Raw genomic sequence first — 12,415 nt, forward strand, 5'->3', positions numbered from 1 at the left:
TCGGACCGGTCACGCCGCAGGGCGACGGCTGCGCGCGTGGCGCTTGCCCGGCGCCGCGACCAGCGCAGCCAGTTCGAACAGGCCATCCCATGGGTCCGGCGGCAACGCGTCGCGCTTGCGCCCGCCCGGCACGCTGCCCGTGAGCCCCTTGACCTGCCGGTCGAGCGCGGCAGCCAACGTGAGCCCTTCTTCGAGCACCGCTTCGGTCGCGCGCGAGAGCGCCGGCCCGACGAGCCGTTCGCGCGGCCCCCAGACGCGGTTTTCGCGTAGCAGCATCGCCAGCGGCTTGCCAGCGGCCGCGCCGCGCTTGATGCGCAACAGCGTGCGTAATTCTTCAGTAAGCGCCCACAGCACGAGCACGGCGGCCTCGCCTTCGCCCTTGAGGCCGTCGAGCATGCGCCCGAGCCGCCCCACGTCGCCGGCCAGCATGGCCTCGTTGAGCTTGAAGACGTCATAGCGCGCGACGTTGAGCACCGCATCGTGGATCTGCTCGAAGCTCAGCACGCCCTCGGGATAGAGCAGCCCCAGCTTCTGGATTTCCTGGTGTGCCGCGAGCAGGTTGCCCTCGACACGCTCCGCGACAAATTGCAGCGCACGCTTGCCGTCCTCACCGGGCGCCACGCGCTGCCCTTGCTGAGCCAGACGCTGCGCGACCCAGTTCGGCAGCTGCGCGCGCTCGACAGGATCGATGCGCAGCGCGGCGCCGGCATCGGCGAGCGCCGTGAACCATGCCGACTTTTGCGTTGCCGCATCGAGACGCGGCAACGTGACGAGTGTCAGCACGTCGGGATTGGTGGACGCCGCCAGCGTCTTCAGCGCATCGGCCCCTTCCTTGCCAGGCTTGCCCGACGGAATCCGCAGCTCGACGAGCTGACGGTCGCCGAACAGCGACATCGACTGGCTCGCCCCGAGCAGCGTGCTCCAGTCGAAGCTGCGCTCAACCGTGAACACCGAGCGCTCGGTGAAGCCAGCCGCGCGCGCGGCCGCGCGAATGCGGTCGCACGCCTCCTGCGCGAGCAGGTGCTCGTCGCCGTACACGACGTACAGCGGCGCGAGCCCCTTGGCCAGATGCGGTTCGAGCGCGTCGAGTCGCAGTTGCATGCGGTTAAAGCCGGTAGTGGTGAAAGAAGACGCGGCCGATCAAAGCGGCGGCGGCGGCAACGGCGCACGCGGAGCAACCGCAGGCGCTTGCTCCCCAGGTGCCGGATGCAGCGAGTGCACGGCAGCGAGACGCCGCGTCAGTTGATCGACGGCGTCGTTCTCCATGTCCGCGTAAAGCAGATCCGACTCCTGCGCCTTGGCCAGCGAGTACTGATCGCTATACGTCATCGCGCGGTTCAGCCCGATCGCGCTCGACGGAATCAGAACCGTACCGTCGACCCCAACGAGCGTGTAGCTCAGCGAGTAGTTGAGCTGGTACTCCTGCGCCACGCCGAGCGAATTGAGCGTCAGCACGGAGGAGCCGCGCCCTTCGCTCAAAGACAGCACGGCATCGGCGTCGGCCGGATTGCTGACGACGACGGTGTCGCTGCCGCCTTGCACCATACGCGTCAGACGCGCGGCCACGGGTGCCGGCGCACCGACGATTGCGAGCCGCTTGAAAGCATAGTTCTGCTGCCCGCGCAGCTGAAAGCCGCAGCCGCTGACGAGCAGCGCGCCGCAAGCGAACGCGAGAGCGAGAAACGATCGGCGAATCACATTGGCTCCTGATTCTGGCTGTAACGCAAAAGCGAGTCTGCGGTCTTTGACGTCTTAGACGACAACGTTCACGAGGCGACCCGGCACGATGATGATCTTCTTCGGGCTCTTGCCTTCGCTGAAGCGCTCGAACATCTCGTGCGCGAGCGCGGCCGCTTCGATCGTCTCGCGCGGTGCATCCTTGGCGACCGTCACCGCACCCCGCACCTTGCCATTCACCTGCAGCACGAGTTCGATTTCGGCTTGCTCGAGCGCCTTCTCGTCGACCTTCGGCCACGGCGCATCGAGCAGCGCGCCGAACGCGTCGACGTAGCCGAGCGCCTGCCACAGCACGTGCGTGGCGTGCGGCACGACCGGATACAGCACGCGCAACAGGATACCGTAGCACTCGCGCACGACGGCGGGTTGGGCTTGCTTGGCACCTTCGAGCGCGTTCAGCATCTTCATCGCCGCCGACACGACCGTGTTGTATTGCAGACGCTGATAGTCGAAGTCGGCTTGCTTGAGCACGCTGTGAATCTCGCGGCGCAGCGCCTTTTCGGCGTCCGACAGCGACACGCCCTCGAATGTCGAGGGCACGGCTACGCCTGCCATTTCGAGGTTCGCGTAACCGAACGACCACACACGGCGGAGGAAGCGGCTCGCCCCCTCGACGCCAGCGCCCGACCATTCGAGCTGCTGCTCGGGCGGGGCTGCGAACATCGTGAACAAACGCGCCGTGTCGGCACCGTATTGATCGATGAGGACCTGCGGGTCGACGCCGTTGTTCTTCGACTTCGACATTTTCTCGATACCGCCGAGCACGACCGGTTGGCCGTCCGCATTGAGCGTCGCGCCGATCGGGCGCCCCTTGTCGTCGTGCGTGACGGTGACGTCGGCCGGGTTGTACCAGGTCTTCTTGCCCGACGCGTCCTCACGGTAGAACGTCTCGTTGAGCACCATGCCCTGCGTCAGCAGATTCTTCGCGGGCTCGCTGAACTTCACGAGACCGAAGTCGCGCATGACCTTGGTCCAGAAACGCGAGTACAGCAGGTGCAGGATCGCGTGCTCGATGCCGCCGATGTATTGATCCATCGGCATCCAGTAATCGGTGCGCGCATCGACCATCGTGTCGGCGTCGGGGCACGTGTAGCGAGAGAAGTACCACGACGAATCGACGAACGTGTCCATCGTGTCCGTTTCGCGCTTGGCCGGCGCGCCGCAGCTCGGGCACGTGCAATTCAGGAACGCGGCCGACTTCGCGAGCGGATTGCCCGTGCCATCCGGCACGAGATCTTCGGGCAGCACGACGGGCAGATCCTTCTCGGGCACCGGCACGTCACCGCAGCTTGCGCAGTGGATGATCGGAATCGGCGTACCCCAGTAGCGCTGACGCGAGATACCCCAGTCGCGCAGACGCCAGGTGACCTGCTTGTCGCCGAGTTCGAGCGCCTTCAGATCGGCCGCGATCGCATCGACGGCTTCCTGGTAGGCGAGGCCGTCGTACTTGCCGCTCGCGATGCACACGCCCGCGTCCTTCTCGCCGTACCACTCCTGCCAGGCATCGAGCGAGTAGTCGCAGCCGGCCTTCGAGATGACCTGCTTGATCGGCAGACCGTACTTCTTCGCGAACGCAAAGTCGCGCTCGTCGTGCGCGGGAACGCCCATCACGGCGCCCTCGCCGTAGCTCATCAGCACGTAGTTGCCGATCCACACTTGAACTTGCGCGCCGGTCAGCGGATGCGTCACGTAAAAGCCCGTGGCCATCCCCTTCTTTTCCATCGTCGCGATGTCGGCCTCGGCCACGCCGCCGTGCCGGCACTCGTCGATGAACGCCTGCAGCTCGGGCTTGCCCTGCGCCAGCCGTGCGGCGAGCGGATGCTCGGCCGCGATCGCGCAGAAGGTCACGCCCATGATCGTATCGGCACGTGTTGTGAACACGCGCAGCAGCTTGCGCTCGCCGTCGAGCTCGTACGGGAAGCCGAAGTTCACGCCGTAGCTCTTGCCGATCCAGTTCTGCTGCATGATCTTCACGCGCTCGGGCCAGCCGAGGGTGTCGAGATCATTGAGCAGCTCGTCCGCGTACTGCGTGATCCGCATGTAGTACATCGGGATCTCGCGCTTTTCGACCAGGGCGCCCGAGCGCCAGCCGCGCCCGTCGATGACCTGCTCGTTCGCCAGCACGGTCTGGTCGACCGGATCCCAGTTCACCGTGCCCGTCTTCTTGTAGACGATGCCCTTCTCGAGCATCTTCAGGAACAGCCACTGGTTCCACTTGTAGTAGTCAGGCTTGCAGGTCGCCACCTCGCGCGACCAGTCGATCGCGAGCCCCATCGACTGCATCTGCCCCTTCATGTAGGCGATGTTGTCGTAGGTCCACTGTGCGGGCGGCACGCCATTGGCCATCGCGGCGTTCTCGGCCGGCATGCCGAAGGCGTCCCAGCCCATCGGCATCAGCACGTTGTACCCGTTCATCCGCAGATAGCGGTACATCACGTCGTTGATCGTGTAGTTGCGCACGTGACCCATGTGCAGCTTGCCCGACGGGTACGGCAACATCGAGACGCAATAGAACTTCGGCTTGCCGGCCGCTTCGGTCGACAAGTAGGCGTTGGAGGCGCGCCACTCTGCCTGAGCGGCGGCTTCGATGTCGGCGGGTAAGTATTTTTCTTGCATGGCGTGGTTCGGGCTAGGCTGTCTTCGGGCGTCGAGCGCCAGGCGCACTGAGCGGCACCTGAGCGCCGCAAGGGTCGATAAGCGCTTTCCCTCTCGCGGGGAAAGGGTCGATTATACCGTCGGCGAGCGGGCTGAACGTCGTGCCGCTACGGCTTCGCGGCACCCGCCGGTGCGGGGTGGGTGGACGGGCTCGCCGGCGGCGGCTCCGTGACGAAGCCGATGCGCTCCAGGCCGGCCTGCTGCGCGGCCCCCATGATCTGCGCGATGACCTCGTAGCGCGTGGCGCGCGCCGCCCGCAAATGCACTTCGGGCGGTTCGGCGCGCTTGCCTGCATCGATGAAACCGGCACGCACGGCCTCGAACGTCGCGGGCTTGCCGTTCCAGAACAGGTGCCCCGCATCGTCGATCGATAGCGAAATCGTCTGCGGCAGCTGGCGCGCCGGCGCCGCAGCGACCTTCGGCAGGTCGAGCCGGATCGCATGCGTGAAGAGCGGCGCCGTGATGATGAAGATGACGAGCAGCACGAGCATCACGTCGATGAGCGGCGTCATGTTGATGTCCGACATCGGCGCGCTGGCCGGCTTTTTCTCGAATCCGCCGAATCCCATGCCTGCCCTCCGTTGCCGTCACGCGCGTCGACGCGCGGTTCACTCGTGCCGCGTACGCGGCGCGACACCTGTCACTGCCGTGTCGGACGCGCAGACGTAGGCGCGCAGATCGTGCGCGAAGCCGTCCAATTCGTCCGACAAGTGCCGCTGCATGCGGCCCAGCACGTTGTAGGCGAGTACAGCCGGGATCGCGACGACGAGCCCGAACGCGGTCATGATCAGGGCTTCGCCGACGGGCCCGGCGACGCTCTCGATCATGGCCTGCCCGCTCGCCGCAATGCTGCCGAGCGCGTGATAGATGCCCCAAACGGTGCCGAGCAAGCCGACGAATGGCGCCGTACTGCCGATCGACGCGAGCAGCACATGACCGAACTCGAGCCGGCGCTGCGACGCCATGAGCGCCTGACGCAGTGCCCGCGTCACACGCTCGCCGTGCTCGACGCGCGCGAGCAGCGCGTACGGTGCGTGCGCCTCGGAGACGTCGAGGGCGGCTTCGGCGAGCGGCACGAACACGCGCTCACGATCGGCGCGGCGCAGCGCGAGCACCGCATCGGACAGCGTGGGCGCTTGCCAGAACAACGCCAGCGCGCGCGGCGCCTGCCGCTTCGCGCGACTCAGCATCCAGGCCTTGACGATCAGGAAGCACCAGCTCGCCACCGACATCGCCGACAGCAGATAAGCGACACCGTGCGTCACGGCGTCGCTCGTTTGCAGGTAGTGGAGCATGCCGGCGTGTTCCATGCGCGCCTTCAGCGCAGCCCGAGCACGTCCTGCATGTCGTACCAGCCCGCTTCGCGCGTGGCCAGGAAATGGGCCGCGCGCAGTGCGCCTTGCGCGTACGAGACGCGGCTCGACGACTTGTGCGAGATTTCGATGCGCTCGCCGGTGCCCGCGAACAGCACCGTGTGATCGCCCACGATATCGCCGCCGCGAATTGCCGAGAAGCCGATCGTCGACGGATCGCGCTCGCCCGTGATGCCCTGACGGCCGTAGACGGCGCAATCGTCGAGCTTGCGCCCGAGCGCACCCGCGATCGCCTCGCCCATCATCAGCGCAGTGCCCGACGGCGCGTCGACCTTGTGGCGATGGTGCGCCTCGACGATCTCGATGTCGTAGCCGGTCTCGAAAAAGCGTGCCGCGAACTCGAGCAGCTTGAGCGTGACGTTCACACCGACGCTCATGTTGGCCGCGCACATGATGCCGATCTTCGCGGATGCCGCACGCAGCGCCGCCTTTTGTTCGTCCTCGAAACCGGTCGTGCCGATGACGAGCTTCACGTTGTGGCGCAGCGCGGCCTCGAGATGGACCATCGTGCCTTCGGGGCGCGTGAAATCGATCAGGCATTGCGCCCCGGACAGCACACCGTCGATGTCGTCGCTGATCGCGACGCCCGTGCGTTTGCCGAGGAACGCACCCGCATCCTCGCCAAGCTGCGGCGAACCGCTGCGCTCCAGCGCACCCGCCAGCGTCGCGTTCGGATCGTTCAGGACGGCTTCGATCAGCATCCGGCCCATCCGGCCCGATGCGCCTGCGATAGCGATCTTCATCGGCAACATGCCCCCACTTTCAATATCAGGAAACCACGATGCGGCGGCGCATTGCCCTGCCCCGCCGCCAAAAACAAAGGCGGGCGGCGCGCGTTGCGCACGGCCCGCCTTTCGGAGAACGAACGATCAGCTGCCCGTGCTCGACCCGTCTTGCGACGAAGACAGGCGCTGACTCTGCGCCGCCGAGCCGTCGCGGCTTTCCGTACCAGCCGGGCCAACCGGATTGCTGTCGTTCGGCACCGCGGGCGGTTGCGGCTGGCGGTGGAACTTCAATTGTGGCGTGGCGCTGGGCGGCGTGCCGCCAGCGGTCGGCGCACGGGACCGAACCGACGGCGTCGACTGCGTGCTCGTCGACACTTGATTCGTCGCACGGTTGGCCGCCTCTGCCGCTTGCGCGTTCGCGTCGACGGCAGGCGCAGGCGCTTCGCTCGCCGCCACGGGTGCCGCCGCCGCAGTAGCGGACGCAGCCGATGCCGCCGATGCCGACGCCGCGCTGGCCGAAGCGAGTGCTTTGGCCTTCGCCTTCTTGCCGAGCTTGTCGCCGTCGATGTCGGCCAGCAGTTCGAGCTCGGACGGAAGATCGTCGCCGCCCGTCCAGCTCACGACACGATCATTCTGGAAGTTGACGATGAAGTCGCGCTGCTGGACAACCGCCGTCGAACCGCGCTTGAAGTAGAACAGGTAATCCCAGCGGTCGGCGTGGAACATGTCTGTCAGCAACGGTGTGCCGAGCACGGCCCTGACCTCGGGCCGCGACATGCCCACGCGCATCTTCTCGGCCGCTTCCTTGGAGACGAAGTTGCCCTGCACGACGGTGATCCGGTACGGCGTGATGCTTTGCGCGACGCGCTGCGTGACGTTGTCGTAAGTCGAACATCCGGCGACGAGTGCAACTGCCGTCACGGCCATCACCGCGCGGCGAGCGCGGCTCCCCCGACACTTCAAAAGAAAATTTGGACTCATTTCACCCACCGTGCGGGCTCGTTCGCATGCGATGCGCGAACCGCGCGAGTTTCATCGAAGATGACCGAAACGGCAAAAACACATTACCATTGGAACCGTGCATTGTACTCTAGGGATGCCTAGCTATGACCAATCCCACCGATCTCAAAAATATCGGGCTGAAGGCGACCCTACCGCGCCTCAAAATCCTTGAAATCTTTCAGCGTAGCGCCGTCCGCCACCTGACTGCCGAAGACGTCTATCGCAACCTGCTGAGCGAAGAACTCGACATCGGGCTTGCCACCGTCTATCGCGTGCTCACGCAGTTCGAGCAGGCCGGGCTGCTCTCGCGCAGCAACTTCGAATCGGGCAAGGCCGTGTTCGAGCTCAACGAGGGCACGCATCACGATCACCTCGTGTGCATCGACTGCGGGCTCGTCGAGGAGTTCTTCGACCCTGAAATCGAAAAGCGCCAGCATAAGATCGCACAAGAACGCGGCTTCAAGCTGCAAGAGCATGCGCTCGCGCTGTACGGCGCGTGCACGAAGGACGAGTGCCCGCATCGCAAGCACTGACGTCCCGCCGCACCAATGAAGAAGAGCCGCCCGAGGGCGGCTCTTTCGCATACAGCAAGCGAATCGACGCTTACTTCGCGTTCGCGAGCGCGATCGCCGTATCGAGCATACGGTTCGAGAAGCCCCACTCGTTGTCGTACCAGCTCGAGACCTTCACGAGGCGGCCAGCCACCTTCGTCAGCGTCGCGTCGAACGTCGACGATGCCGGGTTGTGGTTGAAGTCGATCGACACGAGCGGCGCCGAGTTGTAGCCGAGGATGCCCTTCAGTTCGCCTTCGGCCGCTTCCTTCATGATCGCGTTGATCTCTTCGACGGTCGTGTCGCGCTTGGCGATGAACGACAGGTCGACGACCGACACGTTGATCGTCGGAACGCGGATCGCGTAGCCGTCGAGCTTGCCTGCCAGCTCGGGCAGCACGAGACCGATCGCGGCGGCTGCGCCCGTCTTGGTCGGGATCTGGCTTTGCGTTGCCGAACGCGCGCGGCGCAGGTCTTCGTGGTAGACGTCCGTCAGCACCTGGTCGTTCGTGTAGGCGTGGATCGTCGTCATCAGCCCCGTCTCGAGACCGATCTTGTCGTTGAGCGGCTTGACCAGCGGCGCGAGGCAGTTCGTCGTGCACGATGCATTCGAGATCACCGTGTGCTCGGCCTTCAGCGTGTTGTGGTTCACACCGTACACGACCGTCGCGTCGACGTCCTTGCCGCCCGGCGCCGAGATCAGCACCTTCTTCGCGCCACCGGCGATGTGCGCACTAGCCTTTTCCTTCGTCGTGAAAAAGCCCGTGCACTCCATCACGACGTCGACACCGAGCTCGCCCCACGGCAGCTCGGCCGGGTTGCGGTTGGCCAGCACGCGGATCTTGTCGCCGTTCACGACGAGGTAATCGCCGTCGACAGCCACGTCAGCGTTGAAGCGGCCGTGCGCCGTGTCGTACTGCGTCAGGTGGGCGTTGGTCTTCGCATCGCCGAGATCGTTGATCGCCACGATCTCGAGGTCGTGCTTCTTGCCGCCCTCGTAGAACGCGCGCAGCGTGTTGCGGCCGATCCGGCCATAGCCGTTGATTGCAACGCGAATCGTCATGCTGTTTCTCCTGATACTTGGACTAAGAAATACTTGAAATGGTGTTCTGTCTGCGTCCCGGCGCATCCCGGCGCATCCCGGCACGCGCCGGGATGCGCGTGAGCGCGTCAGTCGAGCGCCGCCTTGGCAGCCGCCACGACATGCTCGACCGTGAAGCCGAAGTGCTTGAACAGCTCGCCGGCCGGAGCCGATTCGCCGAACGTGTCGATCCCGACGACGCCGCCCTCGAGGCCCACGTACTTGCGCCAGAAATCGGTCACGCCCGCTTCGATCGCGACGCGGCGCACGCCCTTGGGCAGCACGCGTTCGCGGTACTCGGCGTCCTGGCGATCGAACACCGTCGTGGCCGGCATCGACACGACACGCGCGCCGATCCCTTCACGCGCGAGCGGCTCGACGGCCTTCAGCGCGAGCTCGATCTCGGAGCCCGTGGCGAGGAGGATGATCTTGCGCGCGACGATGTCGTCATTCCAGTCGCGCAGCACATAACCGCCCTTCGCGATGTTGGCGATCTGCGAATCGGTGCGCGTCGAGAACGGCAGGTTCTGACGGCTGAAGATCAGGCACGACGGGCCTTGGTGCTCGACCGCATGCGTCCACGCCACGGCCGTTTCGACCGTATCGGCCGGACGCCACGTGTGCAGGTTCGGAATCAGGCGCAGGCTCGCGACGTGCTCCACCGACTGGTGCGTCGGACCGTCTTCGCCGAGGCCGATCGAATCGTGCGTGAACACGAAGATCGACGGCGACTTCATCAGCGCGGCCACGCGCAGCGCATTGCGGCTGTAATCCGAGAACGTGAGGAACGTGCCGCCGAACGCCTTGTAGCCGCCGTGCAGCGCGATGCCATTGATCATCGCGCTCATGCCGAATTCGCGCACACCGTAGTTGATGTGATTGCCCCACTCGATGCCGTCGGCACCCGCGCGCACGGCCTTGCTGGCCTTCCAGTTCGTGAGGTTCGAGCCGGTCAGGTCGGCCGAGCCGCCCAGCAATTCGGGCAGCGCCGCGGCCAGACCTTCGATCGCCTGCTGGGACGCCTTACGCGTGGCCACCGTCTCGGCGCGCTCGTTCGCGCCCGCGATGATCGCCTGCGCCTTGGCCGCCCAGTCGGCGGGCAGCTTGCCGGCAGCGCGGCGCTCGAATTCGGCCGCGAGTTCGGGGTGCTTCGCGCGGTATTGCGCGAACGCGTCGTTCCACTTTGCTTCGCTCGTCGCTCCCTGTGCCTTGGCATCCCATGCCGCATAGACTTCCTGCGGGATGACGAACGGCTCCCACTTCCAGCCGAGCCCTTCACGCGTCGCGGCGATTTCCTGCGCGCCGAGCGGTGCGCCGTGCGCATCGTGGCCACCGGCCTTGGTCGGCGCGCCCTTGCCGATCACGGTCTTGCAGCAGATCAGCGTCGGCTTGTCGGCGCCCTTCGCTTGCGCGATGGCGGCATCGACCGCGTCGACGTTATGCCCGTCAACGTTGCGGATCACGTTCCAGCCGTACGCCTCGAAGCGCTTGGGCGTGTCGTCGCGGAACCAGTGCTCGACGTGGCCGTCGATCGAGATGCCGTTGTCGTCGTACAGCGCGATCAGCTTGTTCAGCTTCAGCGTGCCCGCCAGCGAGCAGGCTTCGTGCGAGATGCCTTCCATCAGGCAGCCGTCGCCGAGGAACACGTACGTGTAGTGGTCGACGATCTTGGCGTCGGCCTTGTTGAATTCGGCTGCCAGCAGCGCCTCGGCCAGCGCCATGCCGGCCGCGTTCGCGAGCCCTTGGCCCAGCGGGCCCGTCGTCGTTTCGACGCCCGGCGTGATGCCGTATTCGGGGTGGCCCGGGGTCTTCGAATGCAGCTGGCGGAAGTTCTTGAGCTCGGCGAGCGGCAGATCGTAGCCGGTCAGGTGCAGCAGCGCGTACAACAGCATCGAGCCATGGCCGTTCGACAGGACGAAACGGTCACGATCGGCCCAGTGCGGGTTGGCCGGGTTGTGCTTCAAATGACGCGACCACAACGCGACACCGATTTCGGCCATACCCATCGGCATGCCGGGGTGGCCGGAGTTCGCTTGTTGTACGGCGTCCATCGCGAGCGCGCGAATCGCGTTCGCCATCAAAGCGGTGGAGGCGGGAGACGAAGTCGTCATGTGGAGTCCGAAGAACGAGTCGAGAAATCGGGACGCACGGCGGACCGCTGCTCGTTTTTTGAGGCCGCATAACGCGCGGGAATAAGCACCGCAACGCGAGGCGGGCAGAGCAACGGACGGGGCTGCAAAGCGTGCCATTCTAACAGATACGCATGCGCCCTCCCCCCGCCCGTTCGGGTAGGCCCCGACGCTGCCCGAGCGCAGTTCGGGCACCTATAATCGAACGAATAGGACTGATTCACGCGGCATCGCGCCGTTCATCTTCCCGTGCACGCTCATTCGAACACTCCGCTGATGTTTCATCCGTCGCCCGACGCCGTGTACGGCTTCGCCCACGCCCGGCGCCTGGCCCATGTTGCATCGCAACATCAGCAGATCGAAGTGTGGGAGACGCCGCAGCTCGGAAAGCTGTTCACGCTCGACGGCCGGCCCATGACGTCGGTCGGCGACGAGTTCGTCTATCACGAATGCATGGTGCATCCGGGCGCGCTCGCCCACCCCGAGCCGAAGAAGGCGCTCGTGCTCGGCGGCGGCGACGGTGGCGCCGCCCGACAGTTGCTGATGCACCCGAGCATCGAGCGGATCGTCGTTGCCGAACTCGACGAAGCCGTCGTGCGCATGGCGCGCGAGCACCTGGCCGACGTGCACCGCGGCGCGCTCGAAGATGCGCGCGTGCAGGTCGTGATCGGCGATGCCCAACACTTCGTCGCCGCGACGAACGAGCGGTTCGATCTCGTGGTGTTCGATCTGACGCCGCCCGATTCGCCGGCCGCCACGCTCTATACCGCCGAGTTCTATGCGCAACTCAAAGCCGTGCTCGCGCCGCGCGCCGCGCTGTCGATGCACCTGGGCTCACCGCATTACCATGCGGCGCGCGTAGCCGGTCTCCTGCGCGGACTGCGCGAGCGATTTGCGGTCGTCGACGTCATGTCGGCGTTCGTGCCCCTGTACGGCTCGCAATGGCTGATGGCGCTGGCAAGCGATACGCTCGACGCCGCCTCGCTGTTCCGGCACGACATCGAGGAGCGGCTCACGGAGCGGCGCATCGGCGGGCTGCGCTATTACAGCGCGGCATTACACCCGGCCCTTTTTACCGTCTCGCACGCCGTTAGCGATAAACTCGACGCTCGCTCGTAGCGCCGCGCGCCATCCGGCACCCGGCCTGCGAAGCGGGTCGACT

Annotated in this window: 11 protein-coding genes; 2 read left to right on the forward strand and 9 right to left on the reverse strand. The window is 65.8% G+C overall.

Going from position 1 to position 12,415, the window contains the following annotated elements; all coding sequences use genetic code 11:
- Positions 1 to 9: 9 nt before the first annotated feature.
- The 7 genes from holA to D7S89_RS08750 all read right to left on the reverse strand — a co-directional run bounded on the left by holA (position 10) and on the right by D7S89_RS08750 (position 7,417).
- Positions 10 to 1,101: a DNA polymerase III subunit delta gene (gene holA, locus D7S89_RS08720; RefSeq protein WP_121277200.1), complete on the reverse strand. Its 1,092-nt coding sequence runs from the start codon at positions 1,099 to 1,101 to the stop codon at positions 10 to 12.
- A 39-nt stretch (positions 1,102 to 1,140) separates the two neighbouring features.
- The gene (locus D7S89_RS08725) at positions 1,141 to 1,698 is read right to left on the reverse strand and encodes an LPS-assembly lipoprotein LptE (protein WP_121277201.1); all 558 of its coding nucleotides are present in this window, start codon (positions 1,696 to 1,698) and stop codon (positions 1,141 to 1,143) included.
- Between the two features lie 54 nt (positions 1,699 to 1,752).
- Positions 1,753 to 4,353 carry a leucine--tRNA ligase gene (leuS, locus tag D7S89_RS08730; RefSeq protein ID WP_121277202.1) on the reverse strand — a complete coding sequence of 867 codons (2,601 nt, stop codon included), beginning with the start codon at positions 4,351 to 4,353 and terminating at the stop codon, positions 1,753 to 1,755.
- Between the two features lie 146 nt (positions 4,354 to 4,499).
- Positions 4,500 to 4,961, reverse strand: coding sequence for an ExbD/TolR family protein (locus D7S89_RS08735; protein ID WP_121277203.1), 462 nt, complete (start codon positions 4,959 to 4,961; stop codon positions 4,500 to 4,502).
- Between the two features lie 39 nt (positions 4,962 to 5,000).
- Positions 5,001 to 5,702, reverse strand: coding sequence for a MotA/TolQ/ExbB proton channel family protein (locus D7S89_RS08740; RefSeq protein ID WP_121277204.1), 702 nt, complete (start codon positions 5,700 to 5,702; stop codon positions 5,001 to 5,003).
- A gap of 8 nt (positions 5,703 to 5,710) precedes the next feature.
- Positions 5,711 to 6,508, reverse strand: coding sequence for a 4-hydroxy-tetrahydrodipicolinate reductase (dapB, locus tag D7S89_RS08745; RefSeq protein ID WP_183085130.1), 798 nt, complete (start codon positions 6,506 to 6,508; stop codon positions 5,711 to 5,713).
- 126 nt (positions 6,509 to 6,634) lie between these two features.
- On the reverse strand, positions 6,635 to 7,417 hold the full coding sequence (locus D7S89_RS08750) for an outer membrane protein assembly factor BamE (protein ID WP_245982757.1): 783 nt from the start codon (positions 7,415 to 7,417) through the stop codon (positions 6,635 to 6,637).
- Between the two features lie 179 nt (positions 7,418 to 7,596).
- Here D7S89_RS08750 and fur point away from each other — a divergent pair, with 179 nt between their 5' ends.
- A complete protein-coding gene (gene fur, locus D7S89_RS08755; RefSeq protein ID WP_121277207.1) occupies positions 7,597 to 8,025 on the forward strand; it encodes a ferric iron uptake transcriptional regulator in 429 nt (142 codons plus the stop codon).
- 70 nt (positions 8,026 to 8,095) lie between these two features.
- Here the strand turns inward: fur and gap are convergent, their stop codons facing one another.
- Positions 8,096 to 9,106, reverse strand: coding sequence for a type I glyceraldehyde-3-phosphate dehydrogenase (gap, locus tag D7S89_RS08760; protein WP_121277208.1), 1,011 nt, complete (start codon positions 9,104 to 9,106; stop codon positions 8,096 to 8,098).
- A gap of 107 nt (positions 9,107 to 9,213) precedes the next feature.
- Positions 9,214 to 11,235 (reverse strand): transketolase, encoded by a 2,022-nt coding sequence (gene tkt / locus D7S89_RS08765; protein WP_121277209.1) that lies wholly within the window; start codon positions 11,233 to 11,235, stop codon positions 9,214 to 9,216.
- A 294-nt stretch (positions 11,236 to 11,529) separates the two neighbouring features.
- Here tkt and speE point away from each other — a divergent pair, with 294 nt between their 5' ends.
- Positions 11,530 to 12,372: a polyamine aminopropyltransferase gene (gene speE, locus D7S89_RS08770; protein ID WP_121277210.1), complete on the forward strand. Its 843-nt coding sequence runs from the start codon at positions 11,530 to 11,532 to the stop codon at positions 12,370 to 12,372.
- The last annotated feature ends 43 nt before the right edge of the window (positions 12,373 to 12,415 follow it).

The sequence above is a fragment of the Trinickia fusca genome (assembly GCF_003628145.1).
Taxonomy (GTDB): Bacteria; Pseudomonadota; Gammaproteobacteria; order Burkholderiales; family Burkholderiaceae; genus Trinickia; species Trinickia fusca.